Below are 22059 nucleotides of genomic sequence, written 5' to 3' on the forward strand. Positions count from 1 at the left end.
TCACTCGGTGGCCCGCGCGTCGGAGTGTTCGCCGTGGTCGTCGTCCGCGGACACCTCAGGCGTTTCGATGGCCTCCATGGTGTCGGGGGCCTCCAGTTGTTCCGGCTCCACGGGTGCTGCGAGCTGAGAGGCGTCGGGGGCCTCCAGTTGTTCCGGCTCCACGGGTGCTGCGAGCTGAGAGGAGTCGGGGGTTGCCGGCTCGGGGAGGGGCTCCAGCCGCGTTGCCACGGCCACGAGGTCCTCGAAGGACAGGGCGCCGGCGCGCAGTACCCGACCCCTGTCGCTACGGCTGAAGTCGACGATGGTGCTGGCCCCCTGCCCGCCCACCGTCCCGCCGTCGAGGTAGACGGCTACGCTGTCGCCCAGGGCAGCCCGCGCCTCGTCGCACGTGGTGGCCGCGTCCTGACCCGAGAGGTTCGCGGAGCTGACCGCCAGCGGGCCGGTGCGGCGCAGCAGCGCACGGGCGCCGTCGTGGTCCGGCACGCGGACCGCCACGGTGCCGTCGGTCTCCCCCACCTTCAGGTGCAGGGTCTTCTGGGCCTTGAGGATCAGGGTCAACGCTCCCGGCCAGAACGCCTTCGCCAGCGCGGCGGCGTCCTGGGGGACCTCGGACGTCAGTGCACGCAGCATGGACGGCTCGGCCACCAGCACCGGCGGTGGCATGTCGCGGCCCCGATGTTTGGCGTCGAGGAGCTTCTGGACCGCGTCGCTGGAGAACGCGTCGGCCCCGATGCCGTAGACGGTGTCGGTGGGAAGCACGATGCACTGCCCGGCGGCCACAGCGTCGGCGGCGGCAGCTATGCCCGCCTCTGCCTGCACGAAGAGGTCGTGCACCGCTGGGGGTGCGGCGACGACTTCCGGGGACACCTCGCCCTGGGAAACGTCATCACTGGACACTGCGGAGTTCTCGTTCGTCACGGCGTCAATCCTGCCATGTCGGAGCCCTGTACCCCGCGGGTCCGCTGCGCGCTCACGTACCGGGGACGACCCGTGAGGTCCGGCAGGTCCACGGTGTGGTCGAAATCCGGGGCGCCGAAGAGGGCCGTTACTGCCACGGACTGTTTCTCGTCGTGTTCCGCCACCACCGAGCCACCGGGCCGCAGCAGTCGCCGCGCCACGTCACGCACGACGTGCAGCGCGTCCAGCCCGTCCGCGCCACTGAAGAGAGCCATGTCAGGATCCCCGCCCACGACGTCGCCCGGCAGGAGCAGGCGGTCGGTCTCCGGGACGTAGGGCGGGTTGGCCACCACCAGGTCCACGGTGCCGTCCAGCGCTCTGAAGGCATCACGCATGTCCCCGAGCACGAGCTCCACATCCACGCCCCGGAGGTTCTCCTGCAGGTACGGCCACGCCGCCTCGGAGAGCTCGACGGCGTGCAACTCCACCCCACCGATCTCGCGGGCAAGAGACAGCGTGATGGCGCCGGAGCCGGCGCACAATTCCACGACGCGCCGCTGCCCGGGTGGCCGCCCCGCCAGCACCTGCAGGGCAAGGTCCACGAGGTGCTCGGTCTCGGGACGGGGGATGAAGACGCCGGGCCCCACGCGCAGTTCCTCGTAGCGGAAGGGCGCGACTCCCGTGATGTGCTGCACGGGTTCGCCCGCCGCCCGGCGCTCCACCATGGCCTCAAACGCTTCGCCCTGCTCAGCGGTGAGGTCGGGGGCGAGCAGCAGGCCGTGGGTCGCCCCCACCAGGTGGGTCAGCATGACCCGCGCGTCCGGGACGGGGCTGGGCAGGCCCGCGGACTGCAACCTCGCCGCGGCCCTCGCCATCGCGTCGTGGGCACGCATCAGCGACCGCCGGCCGCGAGGCGTTCGCTCAGGTCCTGCTCTGCCAACGCGTCCAGCACCGGGTCGAGGGTGCCGCCCAGCACGGCGTCGAGATTGTAGGACTTGAACCCGATCCTGTGGTCGCTGAAGCGGTTCTCGGGGAAGTTGTAGGTGCGGACCCGCTCGGAACGGTCGACGGTTCGGACCTGCGACTTGCGGGCCTGCGAGGCCTGGGACGCCGCCTCCTGCTCGGCGAGCGCTATGAGGCGCGAGCGCAGCATGCGCATGGCCGAGTCGCGGTTCTGCAACTGGGACCGCTCGTTCTGGCAGCTCACCACCGTGTTCGTGGGCAGGTGCGTGATCCGCACGGCGGAGTCAGTGGTGTTGACCCCCTGACCTCCGGGCCCCGACGAGCGGAACACGTCGATGCGCAGGTCGTCGTCGTTGATCTCCACCTCGTCGGCCTCCACGTCGGGCATCACGAGCACCCCGGCCGCGGAGGTGTGGACACGGCCCTGCGACTCGGTGACGGGCACCCGCTGCACGCGGTGGACGCCACCCTCGAACTTCAGGCGACCGTACGGGCCGACGCCGTCGACGGCGCTGCCCTTGACCACCACCGTCACGGACTTGTAGCCGCCCAGATCGGTCTCCTGCTCGTCCAACACGCCCACCTTCCAGCCTGCGTGCTCCGCGTAGCGCAGGTACATGCGGAGCAGGTCGCCGGCGAACAGCGCCGACTCATCGCCGCCCTCGCCCGACTTGATCTCCAGCAGTGCGTCTGCGTCGTCGTTGGGGTCCCGGGGGGCCAACAAACGCGTCAGGCGGGACGTCACGACGGCGAGGCGTCCCTCCAACTGTTCCACCTCGTCGGCGAAATCCGCGTCGAGGTCGGCAAGCTCCCTGGCCGCGTCGCGGTCGCCCGTGAGGCGGCCGTACTCGTCGAGGGCCTCCACCACGGGTCGCAGCGCCGCATAGCGCCGCCCCACCTTGCGCGAGCGTGAGGCATCGGCGTGCAGCGCGGGGTCGGCCAAATCCACCTCCAACGCGCGGAACTCCTCGACCAGTGGTGCGGCGGACTCGAACACGGGACTCCTTGCCGGGGCGAGGCGGGCACGCGTGGCGAACCCGCGCGTGGATACAAAAAACCAGACGCCGGGTGGGCCATTTCAGGCCACACCCAGCGTCTGGTGCAGTGGAGTTATTTGCTCGCGTAGCGCTTCTGGAAGCGGGCCACGCGGCCACCGGTGTCAAGGATCTTCTGCTTGCCCGTGTAGAACGGGTGGCACGCGGCGCACACGTCGGCGCTCAGGGAGCCCTTGGTGGAGGTGCTGCGGGTGGTGAACTTGTTGCCGCAGGTGCAGGTCACTTCAGTGTCCTGGTACTGCGGGTGGATGCCCTGCTTCATGTGGTGCTCCTCTGGGATGTGTGTTGTCTCCGGGTCGCAGGGGCCATGAAAGGGGCCCCAGGATGCGTGAACCGGCACGGCGACCCATTTTGCCACTGTGTGCGGCAATCACCAAACCGGCAGTGCGATCAGCCGTCCTGAGCAGGAGTCGTCTTCATCACGCTCAGCAGGAACTCGTGGTTGTCGGCGGTCTTGCGCATCCGCGTCATCAACGTTTCCAGCGCCGCCTGGTCCCCCAGACCGGACAGTGCCCTGCGCAGCTTCCAGATGATGTTCAGCTCGTCCTTGCTCATGAGCAGGTCCTCGCGACGGGTGCCGGAGGCGTCCACGTCGATGGCCGGGTAGATCCGCTTGTCGGCAAGCTGCCTCGTCAGGCGGAGCTCCATGTTGCCGGTGCCCTTGAACTCCTCGAAAATGACTTCGTCCATCTTGGAGCCGGTCTCGATGAGCGCCGTCGCGAGGATGGTCAGTGAGCCGCCGTCCTCGATGTTGCGGGCGGCACCGAAGAACTTCTTGGGCGGGTACAGGGCCGCGGAGTCGACACCACCGGAGAGGATGCGTCCTGAAGCCGGTGCGGAGAGGTTGTAGGCGCGACCGAGGCGGGTGATGCCGTCGAGCAGCACCACCACGTCATGTCCCAGCTCCACGAGGCGCTTGGCGCGCTCGATGGCGAGCTCGGCCACCATGGTGTGGTCCTCGGCGGGCCGGTCGAACGTGGAGGCGATGACCTCACCGGAGGTCGTCCGCTGGAAGTCCGTGACCTCCTCGGGACGCTCGTCCACGAGCACCACCATGAGGTGCACCTCGGGGTTGTTGGCGGCGATCGCGTTGGCGATGGCCTGCATGATCATCGTCTTGCCCGCTTTGGGGGGCGAGACGATGAGGCCACGCTGACCCTTGCCGATGGGCGACACCAGGTCGATGAGGCGGCCGGCCAGCTGCGGTCCAGGAGTTTCCAGCTTGAGCCGGGTCTGGGGGTACAGCGGTGTCAGCTTGGAGAATTCGGGGCGGTTGCGCGCCTTCTCGGGGTCGTCACCGTTCACGGAGTCGACGCGCACCAGGGGGGTGTACTTCTCCTTGCGCTCGCCCTCCTTCTGGGTGCGGATTGCGCCGGCGATGACATCCCCACGACGCAGGCCGTACTTGCGCACCGTCGTGATGGGCAGGTAGGCGTCGTTGTTGCCGGGCAGGTAGCCGGTGGTGCGGACGAACGCGTAGTTGTCGAGGATGTCCACGATGCCTGAGACCGGCGCCAGGACGTCGTCCTCGCTGATCTGGGGGTCGTTCTCGAAACGGTCCATGCCGGAGGGGCCGCGGCCGGTGGGGCGACGACTGCTGCTGCCACCGCTGCTGCTACCGCCCTGACGGTCACGGCTGCGACGGCGACGGCCGCGCTGGGACCCGCCACCGTGGTCATCGTCGTAGCGGTTGCTGCTGCCGCCCTGGCTGCCACCGTCGATGCCGGAAGGTGCGGATGCGGGCGCGCTCTGCTGTGCCTTGGCGGCGGGCTGCTTGGCGGGAGCCGTCGTACCCATGGCGGCGGCAAGGCGTTCGCCCACCTCCTCGTTGACTGCTTCCTGGGCGGCGCGATCGCGATCCCGACCGTTGCGGTCGCGGCGGCGGCGGTTGTTGCGTCCCTGCCCGTCCTGGCGCTGCTCGGTGCCCTGATGGGATCCGTTCTGCTGCGCGGCATCGTTCTGCTGCTGCGGGGGATTGTCCTGCTGTTGCGGGGATGTGTCCTGCTGTTGCGGGGATGTGTCCTGCGAGGGCCGGGACGTCTCCCGGCGGGGCTCGCTGCGCTCGGGCGCGGCTTGCACGGGGGCCGCGGGCTCGGAGCGCTTCGGGGCCCGGGCGGTCTTCGGCGCCTGGGCCTCTGCTGCCTTGGGTGTCTGGGACTTCGGAGCCTCGGCCGAGGCACGAGGCGCGCCGCGGCCCGAGGCGATGGCGGCCACGAGGTCGCCCTTGCGCATCGCGGAGACGCCCTTGATGCCCAAGCCGGAGGCCATGGACTTGAGCTCGACCAGCTTCAAGCCAGCCAGGTTGTTGGAACCGGAATCGGTCACGGGTTTCCTTCCAAGTGCGCCAGAGGCGAGTATGCGACAGCAACTCCGGCCGAACAAGATGGGGTGGTCACACGAAAGCGTTGCATGAAGACGTTGGTGATTTCAGTGGGCACAAGCAACCACTGGCGCCAACTTTGGTGACCTTGGATTTACAGTACCACCCGCGGGCCCCGCTCCCTAACCATCGTCACCGTGCGCACCGACTAGGGTGTTTCCCCGTGAGACAGACTCAGACCCAGCCCACCGGCACGCACCCCGCAGCAGAATTGCTGCGCTGGCGCAACGCCGTGTTCCTCGTGTTCTTCTCCTGCGGCCTGGCACTGGCGTCGTGGATGTCCCGCGTCCCGCACATCCGCGACGTCCTCGGAGCATCCACTGCCGAGATGGGGGTGCTGGCCGTGGCCATTGCCATCGGCTCCATCAGCGGCATGGTGGGCTCCAGCCATGTGGTGGCCCGGCTCGGCGCCCGGCGCACCATGCTGGTCTTCGTCACGATCCTGAGCGTCGGGGTCGTCATCGCCGGCATCGGAGCGTCACTGGCGTCGTTTTGGGTGCTGTTCGGCGGGCTCGTCATTCTCGGGCTCGGGCTGGGGACCACGGACGTGGCCATGAACGTGTCGGCCGCGGCCTGCGAGCAGCGTCTGCACCGCACCCTCATGCCGTTGTTCCATGCGCTGTTCAGCGTCGGCACCATGGTGGGGGCGGGCCTCGGTGCACTGGCGGAGTTGTGGCAGGTGCCCGTCGTCGTGCACGTCGGCGTGCTGAACCTTGCCTGCCTCGTGGCGGTCTGGCTCACCAACCGGTTCATCGGTCACGAACTCGAAGGCGTCGGGGACGACACCGGCGGCACGGTGGCGGACCGGTTGGCCGTGTGGAAGCAGCCCCTGACATGGCTGCTGGGCCTCATCATCCTGGGAATGGCGCTGGCTGAGGGCAGCGCCAACGACTGGCTGGCACTGGCCATGGTGGACGGCCACAACCAGTCCAACACCCAGGGCGCCATCTCGTTGGGCGTCTTCCTGACCGCCATGACTGTGGGCCGCGTACTGGGCATCCGCCTCCTCGACCGTTTCGGTCGCGTTCCGGTGCTGCGCGGCAGCGCCGTCCTGGCGGCGCTCGGCCTGACAGCTGTGATCTTCCTGTCCCATCCCGTCGCCGTGACGATCGGCATCGTGGCCTGGGGGCTTGGCTCCGCCCTGGGCTTCCCCGTGGGGATGTCCGCCGCGGCCGATGACCTGAAGACCGCCGCGGCCCGGGTCAGCGCTGTGGCCACCATCGGCTACGTCGCCTTCCTGGGAGGCCCGCCCCTCATCGGTTTCCTGGGGCAACAGGTGGGACTTCTGCGGGCGCTGCTCGTGGTCCTCGTATTCATCGGCGTGGCCGGGCTGGTGTCCCCCGCCGCACGGGAACGTCGCCCATAATGGCCTGATGGAGCACCCACGGATGTTCAGCGATGACGATCCTGTCCTGGCTCGTGTCCGGATGCTGGCCCTGGCACTGCCGGATGCTCAGGAGAAGGTGGGACACGGTCGCCCCACCTTCTACACCACCAAGGTGTTCGCCTACTTCGGCGGCTCCCTCAAGGTGGACGGTGAGTGGATCCAGCACCCGCAGTCGATCATGGTCAAACTCGACGAGGACGAGCGAGAGGCGTTGTTGAGCGAGGATCGCGTCTACGTACCGGGGTATCTGGGATCCAGCGGCTGGATCGGCGTGGACATCGACGAGGGCACCGACTTCGCGGAGATCGCCGAATTGCTGGAGACCTCGTATCGCCAGACGGCCCCCCGGACGCTCGTCGGCAGGCTCGACCAGCGTCCGGGGAACCTGAGCCACACACCTCCAGGGCTCTAGACCTCAATGCCGGGCCGCGAGCTCCAGAACGTCTGCGAGCGTGTCGGCCTCGTCGGCGGACTTGTCACCGCGGTAACGCAGCACCCGTGCAAAGCGCAGCGCCACCCCGCCGGGGTACCGTGACGAGCGCTGCACACCGTCGACGGCGACCTCCACCACCTGCTCCGGGCGGACATGCACCACATGTGCCTCGCGGGAGGTCTGGAGTGCGAGGAATCGGGCGGTCTGCCACTCGAGCATCGCGTCGGTCATGCCCTTGAACGTCTTGCCCAGCATGACGAATCCGCCCGCCCCGTCCCGGGCGCCGAGGTGGATGTTGGACAACCTGCCGGCGCGCCGCCCGCTGCCCCACTCGATGGCGAGCACCACGAGGTCCAGCGTGTGGACCGGCTTCACCTTGATCCAGCTGGCACCGCGCCGTCCGGCCTCGTAGGCCGCCTCGGGGTCCTTGGCCACCACGCCCTCGTGTCCGGCGGCCAGCACGCGACCAAAGAAGGCTTCGGCCCCATCGGCGTCGTGGGCCAGGCACCGCTCCACCACCAGCCCAGCGGGGAGCAGTCGCGCCAGAACCTCGAATCTGAGGTGCGCGGGCTCGTCGATCAGGTCCTCGCCGTCGAGGTGCAGCACGTCGAAGAAGAAAACGGACAGGGGTGCACCTGCGCTGCCCCCGGCGATCCTGGAGGAGGAGTCCTGGAAGGCGGCGGGGCGACCGTCCGCACCCATGAGCAGCGCCTCCCCATCCAGCACCGCCGTCTCCGCCGGCAGCGCAGCGACGACCTCCACGAGGTCGGGGACGCGACGGGTGATGTCCTCGAGCGTGCGGGTGAAGACACGGACGTCCGCTCCCCGCTTGTGGACCTGGACACGGATGCCATCGAGCTTCGCGTCCAGCACCGCCACTCCACCCAACGCCTCGAGCGCCTCCGCCACCGACGGCGCACTGGAGGCCAGCATGGGGCGCACGGGTGTCCCCACCGACAGCGTGAAGGCCGCCAGCCCCGCGGGCCCGTCCCTCAGCACCGCCTCGGCCACCCTTGCGGTGGATCCGGAGAGCATGACGGCACGTCGAACGGCCACGGTGGGGGCCCCTACCGCCTCGGCCAGCGCGTCAACCACCAGGGCATCGAGAGCACCCTGCCGCAACTCCCCGGTGACGAGGCCGGCGATGTGGGCCTGCTCCCCCGCTGTGGCGCGGCGCATGAGCGCGTCCAGTGCCACGCCTCGTCGACCCTGTGAGCCCGCCCCGGACAGTGCGGCCATCGCCTCGAAGGCCCCGTCCACCTCCGTGAGTGTGAGGCTCGCATCCTCCGAGGCCGGCGGCGGCGTCGCCATGGAGCGCCAGCCCAGTCCGGTGCGCCGCTGACGGAGTTCTCCGGCGAGGTAGGACGTGGCGATGCCCGCCTCATCCGCCGTGACGCTGCGCAGCACGGCAACCAGGGCGGCCTTCTTGGCCAGGCGGGATCGCGTGGCCTGCATGGTGGTGGATGCGTCCACAATGTCCTTGAGCAGCATCACCCCATTGTGGAGTCCAGTCGGGTCGCGAACCACCCCACCGCGTTCTGGACCCAACCGCGACTCAGGAGACGGTGAGCTCCACTCCGGAGCCCAGCGCGAGCGCGTGGCGCTCGAAACCATCGGAGGCGACAGCGTCACCTGCCGTCAACTGTTCGGCCGTGCCGAAGGCGATGACGGTGGGGCCGGCACCGGAGATGGTGGCGGGCACGCCGGCTTCCCGCAGCGCCGTCATGAGGTCGAAGGAGGGGCGCATGAGGTCTGCGCGGTAGCTCTGGTGCAGGCGGTCGGCCGTGGCGGCCAGCAGCAGGTCGTGCCGGCGTTCCAACGCAAGCGGGAGGGCTGCCGCCGCGATGGCCTGGGCAACGGCGTCGCGACGCGGCACCACCTCCGGCAGGACGGAGCGCGCGCCGGCGGTGCCCACCTCGAACTGCGGCACCCAGACGAGGGTGCCGATGACTGCCGGGACTTCCAGCTGAACGAGATCCACGTCGTCGCCGTCGAACCATCCGAGGATGGCCCCACCCCAGACGGCGGCGCCCGCATTGTCGGGATGGCCCTCCATGAAGCTGGACACCCGCGTCAGTTCGGCGCGGTCCAGGGCCTCGCCGGGCCGGCTGATGCCCCAGGCGAAGGCGAGCCCCGCGACGATGGCCGAGGCGGAGGAACCCAGTCCACGCGAGTGCGGGATGCGGTTGTGGCATCGCAGCCGCATGCCGGGTCGCTCACCGCCCCATTCCTGCAGGCCCCGCAGCAACGAGGACACCACCAGGTGGGTCTCGTCGGTGGGCACCGTACCGGCACCCTGGCCCTCCACCTCAATGGCGAGCGCGTGAGAGCTCTGGAGCAGTTCCATCTCGAGCTCGTCGTGGAAATCCAGCGCCATGCCGACGCAGTCGAACCCGGATCCGAGGTTCGCGGTGGTGGCCGGAACCCGGACGTGCAATGTGGTCATGGGTGGGTCTCAGTGGCCCTCGACGCGCATGACGTCGATGGTGTCCCCGACGAACGACGCCAGATGCAGATCGGTCACCACGGCGGCCAGGTCCGTCTCGCTGGCCTCGTGCGTCATGACGTTGAGCCGCGCCTCGAAACCTGCCTGGCGTCGCGCGCCCTCCAGGTGGGACTGTTGCACCGTCTGCAGCGACACGTTGTGGTCGCCGAAGATGGTGGCGCAGGCGGCCAGGACCCCGGGACGGTCGGCCACGTCGAAGCGGATGTAGTGCCGGGCCGTGGCATCGCCGATGGGGGCCACGCCACGAGTGGTGTACCCGGTCTGCATGTCGTTGCTGGCTCCCCGCAAGCGGTTGCGCGCCACGGTGACCACGTCACCCATGACGGCGCTGGCGGTGGGTGCACCGCCGGCCCCCTGCCCCATGAACATCAGCTGCCCCGCGTCGCGGGACTCGACGAAGATCGCGTTGTAGGCACCGGAGACCGATGCCAGCGGGTGGGTCTTGGGGACCATGGTGGGGTGCACCTTGACGATGACGCGGGCGTCTGGCTCATCGGTGAGGCGTGCGATGGCCAGGAGCTTCACGACGAAGCCCATCTGGTCGGCGGCGGCGATGTCGGTTTCGGTGACCCTGGAGATGCCCTCGCAGAACACCTCTTCGCGGCGAACCTCGGTGTGGAACGCGAGCCCCGCGAGGATTGCGGCCTTCGCGGCGGCGTCGTGGCCCTCCACGTCCGCCGTGGGGTCGGCCTCGGCGAAGCCGAGCTCCTGTGCCTGGTTCAGCGCCACGTCGAAGGACAGGCCCGCGGTGGTCATTTTGTCGAGGATGTAGTTGGTGGTGCCGTTCACGATGCCCATGACCGCGCGGATCTCGTCACCCACCAGCGACTCGCGCAGGGGTCGGACGATCGGGATGGCGCCGGCGACGGCGGCCTCGTAGTACAGGTCCACTCCGTTGGCGTTGGCGCAGTGGGACAGTGCGGCCATGTCGGAGCCCAGCAGTGCCTTGTTGGCGGTGACGACGGAGGCGCCGTGCTCCATGGCTGAGAGCAGGAGGCTGCGCGCGGGTTCGATGCCGCCGATCACCTCGATGACGAGATCGAGGTCGCCCCGGGCCACCAGTGCCGCGGAGTCGGTGGTGAACAGGGCGGGATCGACGCCCGGGCGCTCGACGTCGAGCCGGCGCACGCCGATCCCCACCAGTTCCAGCGGCCTCCCGATACGGGCGGCCAGCGTCGCGGACTCGGCGATGAGGATCCGGGCCACCTGCGACCCGACCACCCCGGCGCCCAGCAGCGCCACCTTCAACGGCTCAGCCTCAGCCATGCTCACTCCCCCACATCCAGACGCATCAGGTCGTCCAAGGTCTCGCGGCGCAACAGCACCGACGTTTTCGAGTCGCGCACCGACAGGAGCGGTGGCCTCGGGACCTGATTGTAGTTACTGGCCATCGAGCGTGCGTAGGCACCCGACCCCGGGACCGCAATGAGGTCGCCGGGACCGATGTCGCCCGGCAGGAACACGAAGCGGATGAGGATGTCGCCGCCCTCGCAGTGCTTGCCCACCACGCGGCACAGAACCGGTTCGGCCTCCGAGACCCGGTTGGCCAGCACGCAGGAGTACTCGGCGGCGTACAGGGCCGGGCGAATGTTGTCACTCATGCCACCGTCCACGGATACGTAGACGCGGGCGCGACCACCCTCGATGTCGACCACCTTGACGGTGCCCACCTCGTACACGGCCACGCCAGCCGGCCCGCAGATGGCGCGTCCGGGTTCGATCGAGAGCTGGGGTCGCTGCAGTCCGTAGCCGCGGCACTCGTGCTCGATCATCTCCTCGAACGCGGAGGCGAGTTCGCGGGTCCCCATGGGCGTGTCGGCGCTGGTGTAGGCGATGCCGAAGCCACCACCGAGGTCCAGCTCGGGCATTTCCGTGCCGGTGGCGGTGCGGAACTGGTGCGCCAGACGCATGGTGCGACGGATCGCCACCTCGAACCCGTGCGTCTCGAAGATCTGCGAGCCGATGTGGCTGTGGATTCCCTGCAGGTCAATGTGGGCGGAGCTGTGGCACCGCACCAGCGCGGCCAGGGCGTGCCCACCGGAAATGGACAGACCGAACTTCTGGTCCTCGTGTGCGGTGGCGATGTACTCGTGCGTGTGGGCCTCCACGCCCGTGGTGACCCGCACCAGTGCTGCAGCCTTCACACCGAGCTCGCGGCAGGCGGCTTCGATGCGCTCGATCTCGGGGAACGAGTCGATGATGATGCGGCCGACACCCTGCTCCAGCGCGAAGCGGATCTCGGCGTCGGACTTGTTGTTGCCGTGCAGTCCCAGACGCGCAGCGGGCATGCCACCGGCCAGCGCGATCCGCATCTCACCCATGGTGGTCACGTCGAGATTGAGCCCCTCCTCCTCCACCCAGCGCGCCACCGTCTTGGTGAGCAGCGCCTTGCCGGCGTAGTAGACGTTCCACCCGGGAAAGCTGTCCCGGAACGCGACGGCACGGGCGCGGAAGTCTGCCTCGTCCATGACGTAGGCCGGTGTGCCGTACTCGGCCACGACGTCGGTGAGGCTGGCACCCGCGACCACGATGGCACCCTGCTCGTTGCGATGTGCGCCGACGGGCCACAGCGCGGGATCGAGTGCGTTGAGGTCCTCGGGCAGGTTCAGCCACTGCGGGCCCGCGTTGGAGGCATCCGCATGGATGGAACCGGCGATGTGGGTGTGGGTCATGGTGAAGAAGCCTGCCAGATGCGCACCCCCCGGCGCGATGTGTCCGCCCCGTCAGGACTGGGCGCGGACTTCCACGAGGTTGTGGTCGCGCAGGATCAGCGATGCCGGATCGGTCACGGCGGCTCCGTCGGCGAGGACGTCGAGGCCCTCGCAGGCGCTGCCGAGGCACTGGTCGTCGAAGCGCACACCCCAGAGGGTGAAGAACTGCCCGAGCGTCACGTCGCGGTTGCCCTCGCCCTCGAGCCACACGTCCCCGCTGGCTTCGTGCGTGTGAACGGGGGCCTGCAGTGCCCGCAGCCGGTCGATGCCGATGAAGGGTGCCAGCGGCACCGGTTCTCCGTCCACGAAGACCTCGATGGTGAGGATGAACGGGTCAGTCTCCGAGTCCAGTGGCAGCTCCGGAAGCCCCGCCGCCCGGATGTAGGACACGGCGTCGCGCGGCGCGGCCCACGGCGGCGGACCGGTGACGAGTGTGGCGGGCTCCGGTGCGGGGCGGGACACACAACCCACCAGGAGCAGCGCCACGAGAGGCCAGGGGATCCAACGCACGCCGCAACGCTAGCCGATCCTGGGTGGTGAGCGGACCGACGATTGTTTGCTAACCTTTTGTCGTCGCGCAGTCGGTCACGTCTGACGATGTTTGCCCCCGTAGCTCAGGGGATAGAGCACCGCCCTCCGGAGGCGGGAGCCGAGGTTCGAATCCTCGCGGGGGCGCTGAGCACAGTGACAATGAGGCCGGGTCGACGATTGATCCGGCAAGCCAGGAGTCCTTTTTCGTGACAGCCACCGCCGCACCACGGCGCAACTCCCTCAACGCAGGACTGGCGCTTCTGCTCCTCTTCCTGGTCACCCGCGCGGTCAACTGGTGGGTGTGGCAGCAGCCCGCAGCGAGCTTCGTGGCCAACGATGTCTCCTACTACAGCTACTACACATGGTGTTTCGACAAGGGCCTCCTCGAGGGCAGCGCCCAGTGCGTCGAGGCAGCCTCCGGGCTGGGCATCATGGCGGAGTATCCCCTGCCCGCACAATGGATACTGCAGGGCATCTATGCGCTGGCGGGCGGGTTTGAGCCCTACTTCAACTGGTTCGCGGGACTCATGCTGTTCCTCGACGTCGTCGTGGCCGCCAGCCTGTTCCGCCGCGGCAACGCCAAGGGCGCGCTGGTGTGGATCCTGTTCACGGCCGCCGGCGGGCCCATCATGTACTTCCGCTTCGACCTCATCCCCGCAGCGCTCGTGGTGTGGGCCTGCATGTTCCTGGCGGTACGGCCCTACCTCGCCGGCAGCCTCGTGGCCATGGGGGCGGCCGTCAAACTGTGGCCTGCGCTTCTGGCGCTGCCCCTGGCGGCACCCAACCCACTGCGTCCCGGACATGGACGGGCCCGCCTGCTGGGGTTCGTCGGCGCCGGATTCGCACTGGGGATGTCGTCGCTGCTGCTGGGCGGGTGGACCAGGTCCATCTCGCCGCTGGTGTGGCAGTCGCGCCGCGGGCTGCAGATGGAGTCGGTACCCGCGACCCCGCTGATGTTCCTGCGCACATTCACCGACAACCAGGCGTGGCCTGTGTTCCTCTCCCAGTACAACGCCCTGGAACTGCAGGGACCCGGCGTCGGGCTCCTGCTCCAGGTGTCGAGCGTGCTGACGGTCGGATGGGTAGTTCTCACTGCCGTCCTGGCCTGGAGGCTGCTGCGGCATTTCCGGCGTCAGACCCCGGCACTCCACGAGGCCATGCTCCTGGTGGTTCTGGCCAGTGTCCTGGCCACCATCGTCGCGAACAAGACGCTCTCACCCCAGTACATCCTGTGGCTGGGTGGGCCACTGTCAGTACTCGTCATGTCCCGACGCAGTGCGTGGTTGCGAAGTCCCCTGAACATCATCACCATCGCGCTCATCGTGGTGGCGGGCCTCACGCAGTACACCTACCCGTGGGGCACGTTCGGGATCATGGGAATGCCCAACGGGTCGCCGCTGGAGACCTCCCTGCTGCTGCTGCGCAACGTTCTGCTCATCGTGGTGACCCTCTACACCATCCACCTCGCCTGGAGGATCACGGGACGGGTGCAGGAACCCGCGGATCACGAGGAGTCCGACGAGGAAGCTCGCGGTACCAGAATCGACGATCCACCTCTGCATGCCGCTCCAGCGCCGCATGGCGACGAGCGGACCGACACTTTGCCTTGATAGGCTTCTGGGTGGGCACAGCAGCCCACCTGCTACCGACTCACAGAGGGGATCGTGGCCAAGCCACTGTCACACATGTCATCACCGGACACACAGGACTCCTTCGGCGCCAACTCCTGGCTGATCGACGAGATGCGGGAGGCGTACGAGAAGGATTCGGCCTCCGTTGACCCCACGTGGCAGGACTTCTTCGCCGAGGAGGCGTCCAGTTCCGCCCCCGCCGCACCGAGCGCAGCTGCGAAGACGGCCACCCCGCCACCTGCGAAGGCACCTGGCGCAGCGCCCGCCACCGCCCCCACGAGGCCCGCCACCGCGAAGCCCACGGTGTCCGAGCCTGCGACGGCCGCCCCCGGGGCGAGTGCACCCACAGCACCGAAGGCTGGCGGGACCGAGGCGAAGCCCGCGGTGGTCCGCAAGGTCAGCCCCACCACGGAGCCATCCGCGACACCCGCCAACGGCACAGGTCTGTCCGCAAATGCGCCGAACCCCACGCTGCGCCCGGAGCCGAGCGCCGCGTCCCCCACCGTGACGAGGCTGCGCGGCGCCCCCATGCGCACCGCCAAGAACATGGAGGAGTCGCTCACGGTCCCCACAGCCACCTCGGTGCGCTCGGTGCCCATGAAGCTCGTCATCGACCAGCGGACCATCATCAACAATTTCCTGAGGACCTCCAAGGGCGGCAAGGTCTCCTTCACGCACCTCATCGCCTACGCCATGGTGCAGGCCATGAAGGCCGTGCCCGGCATGAACGATGCCTATGACGTCGTCGACGGCAAGCCGACGCTGGTGCAGAACCCGTCAATCAACCTCGGTATCGCCATTGACCTGAAGAAGCCCGACGGCTCCCGCCAGCTCATGGTGCCGTGCGTCAAGGGCTGTGAATCGCTGAACTTCTCCCAGTTCTGGGCAGCCTACGAAGCACTCGTGGAGCGCGCGCGCGGCGGAGGCCTCACGGTCGACGACTTCGCGGGGACCACCGCGTCCATCACCAACCCCGGCGGCATCGGCACGAACCACTCCGTGCCCCGCCTCATGACGGGTCAGGGCATGATCCTGGGCGTCGGCGCCATCGACTACCCAGCCGAGTTCCAGGGCACCTCCCTGTCCCGCATCACCGAGCTCGGTATCTCCAAGATCACCACGCTCACCTCCACCTACGACCACCGCGTCATCCAGGGCGCCCAGTCCGGCGAGTTCCTGAAGGAACTGCACCAGCTGCTGCTGGGCCACAACCGCTTCTACGACGACGTCTTCGAGGCTCTGCGGATCCCCTACGAGCCGCTGCGCTGGTCCCCGGACGTCTACGCCCACCGGCTCAACCAGGTCAGCAAGTCGAGCCGGGTGCTGGAGCTCATCAACGCGTACCGATCCCTGGGACACCTGGTGGCCGACACGGACCCCCTGGAGTACCGTCAGCGCTCGCACGAGGACCTGCGGCTGGAGACCCACGGTCTGAGCATCTGGGACTTGGACCGCGACTTTGCCGTCGGCACCTTTTTCGCCGAGGAGCGGGCGTTCCTGCCGCTGCGTGAGATCCTCTCCATCCTGCAGGACTCCTACTGCCGCACCGTCGGCGTGGAGTACATGCACATCACCGACCCCCGCCAGCGCGAATGGTTCCAGGAGCGCATGGAGAAGCCTCTGAAGCCGCTCACGCACGACGAGCACATGCACGCCCTCGACAAGCTGAACGAGGCCGAAGTCTTCGAGACGTTCCTGCAGACCAAGTTCGTGGGCCAGAAGCGCTTCTCACTGGAGGGCGGCGAGTCGCTCATCGTGCTGCTCGACGAGGTGTGTCAGAGGGCCGCCAACGACTCGATGGACGAGGTCTGCATCGGCATGCCGCACCGCGGCCGCCTCAACGTCCTCGCCAACATCGTCGGCAAGAAGTACGGCCAGATCTTCCGTGAGTTCGACGGCACGCTCGACATCCGCAGCGGCACCGGCGACGTCAAGTACCACCTGGGCTCCGAGGGTGCCTTCGTGGCCGTCAACGGCACCACCATCAAGACGTCGGTGGCCGCCAATCCGTCACACCTCGAGGCCGTCAACCCGGTGGTGGAGGGCATCGCCCGCGCCAAGCAGGACGTGCTGGGAGCCGACGACTACCCGGTGCTGCCGCTGCTGCTGCACGGCGACGCCTCGTTCGCCGGCCAGGGCGTGGTGTTCGAGACCCTGCAGATGAGCCAGATCCGCGGCTACAAAACCGGCGGCACCGTACACATCGTGGTCAACAACCAGGTGGGCTTCACCACTGCCCCGGCCGAGAGCCGCTCCTCGAAGTACTGCACCGACGTTGCCAAGGCCATCGCGGCACCCATCCTGCACGTCAACGGCGATGATCCCGACTCCTGCATCCGCGCTGCGCGCCTGGCCTTCGACTACCGGCAGAAGTTCAACAGGGACGTGGTCATCGACCTCATCTGTTACCGCCGCCGTGGACACAACGAGGGCGACGACCCCAGCTTCACCCAGCCCCGCATGTACGACCTCATCGAGCAGAAGCGTTCGGTGCGTCGTCTCTACACCGAGTCGCTCATCGGCCGTGGCGACATCTCCATGGCCGACGCAGAGAAGGTCATGAACAGCTTCCGGAGCCGTCTGGAGCACGTGTTCCGGGAGGTGCGCGATGCGCGCGACGCCGACGCCGTCGACGACGAGTACAGCCGCGTCCCGTACTACCCCACGAAGCCGGCGCAGCGCCTCACGGAGATCACCCCGGAGGCCATGCAGCTCATCTCGCAGGTGCACACGGAGCTGCCCAAGGGCTTCACGGCTCACCCCAAGGTGATGCCGCAGCTGGAGCGGCGCGCCGAGGCCATCCTGCACGGGCCCATCGACTGGGCCACCGCCGAGATCCTGGCGTTCGGGTCGCTGGTCCTGGAGGACCGGCCCGTGCGCCTCGCCGGGCAGGACTCGCGTCGCGGCACCTTCTCGCAGCGCTTCGCCGCCATCGTCGACCGGGTCACCGGGGAGTCGTGGGTGCCACTGAAGCATCTGTCGAAGGACCAGGCGTCGTTCGAGGTCTGGGACTCGCTCCTCAGCGAGTACGCGGCACTCGGGTTCGAGTACGGCTACTCCGTGGCCCGACCCGAGGCACTGGTGCTGTGGGAGGCGCAGTTCGGCGACTTCGTCAACGGTGCCCAGATCATCTCCGACGAGTTCGTCGCATCGGGTCAGGCCAAGTGGACCCAGAAATCGGGCGTGGTGCTGCTGCTGCCGCACGGCTTCGAGGGCCAGGGCCCCGACCACAGCTCCGCCCGCATCGAACGGTGGCTGCAGCTGTGTGCCGAGAACGCCCTGGCCGTGTGCCAGCCGTCGACGGCCGCCAGCTACTTCCACCTGCTCCGTCAGCACGCCTACGTGAACTTCCACCGCCCCGTGGTGATCGCCACACCCAAGTCGATGCTCCGCAACAAGCAGGCCGCCTCCATGCCGGAGGACTTCACGTCGGGTCACTGGCACCCGGCGCTCGACGACCCCACCATCGAGGACCCGTCGCAGGTGGAGCGCGTCATGCTCTGCTCCGGCAAGATCCGGTGGGAGCTCGTCACTGAGCGCGCCAGGCGCGGCCTCGAGGGCAAGGTGGCAATCGTGGCCCTGGAGCGGCTGTACCCGCTGCCCGGACAGGAGGTGGCCGAGATCCTCGACCGCTACGCGCACGTGGACGACGTCCGCTTCGTACAGGACGAACCCGCCAACCAGGGCCCGTGGCCGTTCATGTCCGTGCACCTGCCCAACGCGGTCGCCCGGCACACGGCCAAGCCCCTCACCATGAAGCGGGTGGCGAGGCCCTGGGCCTCGGCTCCGTCCGTGGGGTCACACAAGGTGCACCTCGTGCAGGCCACCGAGCTGCTCGAAGCAGCTTTCGGCAACTGAGACGATCCTGTTGTGCACAAACCGGGTCACGGAAGCACTCCACGGCCCGGTCAGTGCAGCGAGCAGATCGCCGTCCTCTGGCCGGCCGAGAGACCATGCAGACCTTCATGGAGCTGCATCCCGCAATGTTGAACACCATCGAGCGGTTGGCACCATGGCCGGCGCGTCTCGACGACGAGGAGAACTAGATGCAGAGCCTTTCGACAGGCACACAACAGCGTCTCGACGCCCTGCGCGCCACGTACCTGGAGATCGCTGGGCGTGAGGCAACCGGGCTGTGGTTCGGCCCGGGCCGGGTCAACCTCATTGGCGAGCACACCGACTACAACGACGGGTTCGTCCTGCCGTTCGCCCTCGAGAAGAGGGCTGTGGTCGCCGCCGGCCGCCGCGATGACGCATTGCTGGTCATGTACTCCCTGGAACTGGAGGAGCGCGTGGAAGTGGCCCTCTCAGCCCTTGAACCGGGTACTGGGGGCTGGTCCGGTTACCTGGCAGGCGTCATCTGGGCATTGGAGGCCTCCGGCCACGAGGTGGGCGCCACCACCCTGGTGCTGACGTCCGACGTCCCGCTGGGCGCAGGTCTCTCCAGTTCCGCGGCCATCGAGTGCGCAGTCGTGGCGGCCATGTGTGACCTGTACGAGCTCGACATCGAGCCCATGGATCGAGCCAAGGTCGCCCGCATGGCAGAGAACGCCTACGTCGGGGCCCCCACCGGCCTGCTCGACCAGGCGGCCAGCACACTCTGCCAGAAGGACTTCGGCCTCTTCCTCGACTGCCGCTCCCTCGAGGGCGTTCACGTGCCCCTGCCCATGGCGGAGCAGGGCTTCGAGATGCTGGTGCTGGACACCAAGACCCCCCACAGCCACGTCGATGGCGAGTACGGGCAGCGACGCGCGTCCTGCGAGCAGGCCGCCGCCATCCTGGGCATCCCGGCACTCCGCGACGTCACGGACCTCGACGACGCGTTGGCGAAGCTGGACGACGAGGTGATGCGCAAGCGCGTGCGCCACGTCGTCACCGAGAACTCCCGCACCCTGGAGGCCTACGAGGTGGCACGCGAGGGGCGGCTGGCGGATCTGGCGCCCCTGCTCGATGCCTCCCACGCATCCATGCGCGACGACTACGAGATCACTGTGGACACCGTCGACCTGGCCGTGGACACCGCGAAGGCGGCGGGCGCGCTCGGGGCCCGCATGACCGGCGGAGGTTTCGGCGGGTGCATCATCGCGCTCTGCCACACCGGTGAGGGTGACCTGATCGCCCAGGAGATCGCGGCGGCGTTCGCCGCCGCCGGGCATCACCCACCGGAATGGTTCACGGCCACGCCGTCAGAGGGGGCGGGCCGACTGGCCTGAGCCGGCCGTCAGTCCTCCCCGGCTGCCGGCCTCGCCAGGGCGAGACGAGTACTGGGCAGGACAGCGGCCACCACGGTGGCCACCAGAAGCAGCAGGACCGCACCGAGGCCCACCACCTGCGGGGTCTCGGCGGACTGCATGAGGCTGGCCACCGTGGCGATGTGCAGCAGAGCAGGCGCCACGATGAGTCCGCGGGCAAAGGGATTGCGTCGCGCCCCGAGCCAGGCCCCGAACGCCACCAGCAGGCCGTAGCCGATGAGAACGGCCCCGATGCCGATGCTGAACGCGGCATGCGCGGCCGCGATCGATCCGACCCCCACTCCCACGATGCCCACACCCGAGAGCGCGGCCCCCGTGACGGCGACGCCCAGGGACGGTGGCTCGAAGATGTGTGAGAGGTGGCGCATGTCCTGAAGACTGCCGCGCGCATCCGGGCAAGGCAAATCTTTCCGGGGTGTTTTCGGTGACACAGGCCCCACGGTGGACGGGGGTTGTCTATCGTGGCTACTCGGAGTAGGTTGCTCTAGCTCTCAACTACCCCCACGGACACCCGATTCACGGGAATGCCGATTGAAGGAGTGTGTCACATACATGGATTGGCGCCACAAGGCAGCCTGCCTCACGGAGGACCCCGAGTTGTTCTTCCCCGTGGGAAACACCGGACCAGCTCTCCAGCAGATCGAAGACGCAAAGAAAATCTGTCAGCGCTGTGAGGTGCGCGAGCAATGTCTCGCGTGGGCTCTCGAAGCGGGACAGGATCACGGCGTCTGGGGCGGGATGAGCGAAGACGAACGCAGGGCCATCAAGAGGCGCGCAGCGCGCTCCAGGCTTCGCAACAGCTGAACGCGGCGGGCCCTTCTGGGCCCGCCCCCATCAGCCCCTCCTAGAACTCAGTGACCGGGATGTTCAGTCGTGCCACTGTTCCGGCGCCGTCCTCGCGCGGCCCCAGGTGGACGGTGCCCCCCAGATCCGTGATGAGCGTGGTGATGATGGCCAGGCCGAGGCTCTCCTGAGCCTTCACGTCGAACCCCTCCGGCAACCCCACACCATCGTCGACAACATCCACGATCAGTTCGCCGTCAACGCGACGGGGCCTCACCTCAATGTCGCCCGACGAGCTCTGCAGCCCATGCTCGATGGCGTTCTGGCACAACTCGGTGATGATCATCGCCAGCGATGTGGCTGCCTCGGATGACACAACCCCGAAGGTCCCCACACGCTTGGCCCGCACCACGCCGGAAGCGGCCGCCAGGTCCCCCACCATCCGCAGGATCTTGTCGCACACCTCGTCGAATGCCACGTCCTTCTCCAGTGTGTGGCTTAGGGTGTCGTGCACCACCGCGATGGAGGACACGCGCCGCATGGCGTCCCGCAGCGCCTCCTTCCCCTCGTCCGACGTCATGCGACGCGACTGCATGCGCAGCAGCGCCGCCACCGTCTGCAGGTTGTTCTTGATGCGGTGGTGGATCTCCCGGATGGTGGCGTCCTTCGTGACGAGCATCCGGTCGCGGCGTCGCAGGTCCGTGGTGTCGCGGCACAGCACGAGCATGCCCACCGTGATGTCGGCCACTTCGAGCGGTAGCAGGACGAACCGCATGGAGGCGCGGGACTGCTCCACGTCGAACACCGCGATCCGCTGGTCGCGAAGGTCCGACTGCACCGTCTGACCCATGGTCTCGACGCCGTGACGCAGACGCCGCGTCAGTTCCCCGAAGTCCTCCCCCTCGATGTCGCCCTGGGCGCCCATGCGTCGGTAGGCCGTGATGGCGTTCGGGGAGGCGTAGGTGATGACCCCGTTGGGCTGCACGCGTAGGAGGCCGTCACCCGCCTTGGGCTCCAACGCCTTGTCCATGGCCGGCGCCAGTGGGAACTGGCCCTCCAGCAGCATGGACGTGAGGACGCCGGCGGCCTCCATGTAGTTCTCCTCGAGCGCGCCCATTGCGCGCACCCCCATGAGGTTCGTGTGGCGTTCCAGGACGGCGATGCAGCGACCGTGGCGCATGATGGGCACCGCCCACACGTCCACGGGGATGCCTGCGCTGATCTGGTTGTCGCTGGTCTCGGCAATCTGCTCCGTCATGAACGCGGCGGTGACGGCGTGGTCCACCTCATTGATGATGGTCTCCCCGATGACGTCGTCCTCGAGCGCCGTCGGACCCGTGACGGGACGAACCTGGGCAGTGCAGGTGAAGCGCTCGCCCTCCTCGCTCGGCACCCACAGGAGGAGGTCGGAGAAACTGAGGTCAGCGAGCAGGTGCCACTGCTCCACAAACCCTTCGAGCCACTGCTCGTCGGTCAACTTCTCCAGATGTGTCAGAACCATGGCCATACTGTGCCACCACGGCGGCACCG

18 protein-coding genes and 1 tRNA gene are annotated in these 22059 nt (G+C 68.3%); 7 read left to right on the top strand and 12 right to left on the bottom strand.

Translation table 11 applies throughout. The annotated features are described in order from the left end of the window. The 5 genes from EAX62_RS12030 to rho all read right to left on the bottom strand — a co-directional run bounded on the left by EAX62_RS12030 (position 1) and on the right by rho (position 5240). The gene (locus EAX62_RS12030) at positions 1-918 is read right to left on the bottom strand and encodes an L-threonylcarbamoyladenylate synthase (protein ID WP_407703334.1); all 918 of its coding nucleotides are present in this window, start codon (positions 916-918) and stop codon (positions 1-3) included. Then, positions 915-1790 carry a peptide chain release factor N(5)-glutamine methyltransferase gene (gene prmC, locus EAX62_RS12035; protein ID WP_121901966.1) on the bottom strand — a complete coding sequence of 292 codons (876 nt, stop codon included), beginning with the start codon at positions 1788-1790 and terminating at the stop codon, positions 915-917. Before prmC ends, EAX62_RS12030 begins: the two co-directional genes overlap by 4 nt. Then, positions 1790-2857 carry a peptide chain release factor 1 gene (gene prfA, locus EAX62_RS12040; protein WP_121901967.1) on the bottom strand — a complete coding sequence of 356 codons (1068 nt, stop codon included), beginning with the start codon at positions 2855-2857 and terminating at the stop codon, positions 1790-1792. The genes prmC and prfA overlap by 1 nt, the downstream gene beginning before the upstream one ends. A 113-nt stretch (positions 2858-2970) precedes the next feature. After that, on the bottom strand, positions 2971-3177 hold the full coding sequence (rpmE, locus tag EAX62_RS12045) for a 50S ribosomal protein L31 (RefSeq protein WP_121901968.1): 207 nt from the start codon (positions 3175-3177) through the stop codon (positions 2971-2973). Between the two features lie 128 nt (positions 3178-3305). Further along, on the bottom strand, positions 3306-5240 hold the full coding sequence (gene rho, locus EAX62_RS12050) for a transcription termination factor Rho (RefSeq protein WP_121901969.1): 1935 nt from the start codon (positions 5238-5240) through the stop codon (positions 3306-3308). 218 nt (positions 5241-5458) lie between these two features. Between rho and EAX62_RS12055 the strand changes: the two genes are divergently transcribed. Together EAX62_RS12055 and EAX62_RS12060 are read left to right on the top strand one after the other, a co-directional pair. Next, entirely contained in the window at positions 5459-6661 is a 1203-nt protein-coding gene (locus EAX62_RS12055; RefSeq protein WP_233557922.1) for an MFS transporter, read from the top strand. A gap of 7 nt (positions 6662-6668) precedes the next feature. Then, a complete protein-coding gene (locus EAX62_RS12060) occupies positions 6669-7094 on the top strand; it encodes an MmcQ/YjbR family DNA-binding protein (RefSeq protein WP_121901970.1) in 426 nt (141 codons plus the stop codon). A gap of 3 nt (positions 7095-7097) precedes the next feature. On the opposite strand, the gene EAX62_RS12065 is transcribed toward EAX62_RS12060, so the two are convergent. The 5 genes from EAX62_RS12065 to EAX62_RS12085 all read right to left on the bottom strand — a co-directional run bounded on the left by EAX62_RS12065 (position 7098) and on the right by EAX62_RS12085 (position 12842). Then, positions 7098-8606: an ATP-dependent DNA ligase gene (locus EAX62_RS12065; RefSeq protein WP_121901971.1), complete on the bottom strand. Its 1509-nt coding sequence runs from the start codon at positions 8604-8606 to the stop codon at positions 7098-7100. A 64-nt stretch (positions 8607-8670) separates the two neighbouring features. Continuing rightward, complete coding sequence (gene thrB, locus EAX62_RS12070) at positions 8671-9561, bottom strand: homoserine kinase (protein ID WP_121901972.1); 891 nt, start codon at positions 9559-9561, stop codon at positions 8671-8673. A 9-nt stretch (positions 9562-9570) separates the two neighbouring features. Further along, positions 9571-10887, bottom strand: coding sequence for a homoserine dehydrogenase (locus tag EAX62_RS12075; RefSeq protein WP_121901973.1), 1317 nt, complete (start codon positions 10885-10887; stop codon positions 9571-9573). 2 nt (positions 10888-10889) lie between these two features. Then, positions 10890-12293: a diaminopimelate decarboxylase gene (gene lysA, locus EAX62_RS12080; protein WP_121901974.1), complete on the bottom strand. Its 1404-nt coding sequence runs from the start codon at positions 12291-12293 to the stop codon at positions 10890-10892. A gap of 51 nt (positions 12294-12344) precedes the next feature. Continuing rightward, the gene (locus EAX62_RS12085) at positions 12345-12842 is read right to left on the bottom strand and encodes a hypothetical protein (protein WP_121901975.1); all 498 of its coding nucleotides are present in this window, start codon (positions 12840-12842) and stop codon (positions 12345-12347) included. Positions 12843-12935: 93 nt separating this feature from the next. On the opposite strand from EAX62_RS12085, the gene EAX62_RS12090 reads away from it, so the two are divergent. The 4 genes from EAX62_RS12090 (at position 12936) to galK (ending at position 19707) form a co-directional block, all read left to right on the top strand. After that, positions 12936-13007, top strand: a tRNA-Arg gene (locus EAX62_RS12090). Between the two features lie 62 nt (positions 13008-13069). Next, a complete protein-coding gene (locus EAX62_RS12095; protein ID WP_121901976.1) occupies positions 13070-14473 on the top strand; it encodes a glycosyltransferase 87 family protein in 1404 nt (467 codons plus the stop codon). Between the two features lie 54 nt (positions 14474-14527). Continuing rightward, entirely contained in the window at positions 14528-18352 is a 3825-nt protein-coding gene (locus EAX62_RS12100) for a multifunctional oxoglutarate decarboxylase/oxoglutarate dehydrogenase thiamine pyrophosphate-binding subunit/dihydrolipoyllysine-residue succinyltransferase subunit (protein WP_407703335.1), read from the top strand. A 188-nt stretch (positions 18353-18540) separates the two neighbouring features. Next, positions 18541-19707: a galactokinase gene (gene galK, locus EAX62_RS12110; protein ID WP_121901977.1), complete on the top strand. Its 1167-nt coding sequence runs from the start codon at positions 18541-18543 to the stop codon at positions 19705-19707. Positions 19708-19715: 8 nt separating this feature from the next. On the opposite strand, the gene EAX62_RS12115 is transcribed toward galK, so the two are convergent. Beyond that, positions 19716-20114 carry a hypothetical protein gene (locus EAX62_RS12115; RefSeq protein WP_121901978.1) on the bottom strand — a complete coding sequence of 133 codons (399 nt, stop codon included), beginning with the start codon at positions 20112-20114 and terminating at the stop codon, positions 19716-19718. A gap of 184 nt (positions 20115-20298) precedes the next feature. Here EAX62_RS12115 and EAX62_RS12120 point away from each other — a divergent pair, with 184 nt between their 5' ends. Continuing rightward, positions 20299-20550, top strand: a complete 252-nt coding sequence (locus EAX62_RS12120) for a WhiB family transcriptional regulator (RefSeq protein WP_121901979.1) — start codon at positions 20299-20301, stop codon at positions 20548-20550. Between the two features lie 40 nt (positions 20551-20590). Here the strand turns inward: EAX62_RS12120 and EAX62_RS12125 are convergent, their stop codons facing one another. Then, positions 20591-22030: a sensor histidine kinase gene (locus EAX62_RS12125; protein ID WP_121902155.1), complete on the bottom strand. Its 1440-nt coding sequence runs from the start codon at positions 22028-22030 to the stop codon at positions 20591-20593. Positions 22031-22059 lie beyond the last annotated feature (29 nt).

This window comes from Tessaracoccus antarcticus (genome assembly GCF_003688855.1).
GTDB classification, from domain to species: Bacteria; Actinomycetota; Actinomycetes; order Propionibacteriales; family Propionibacteriaceae; genus Arachnia; species Arachnia antarctica.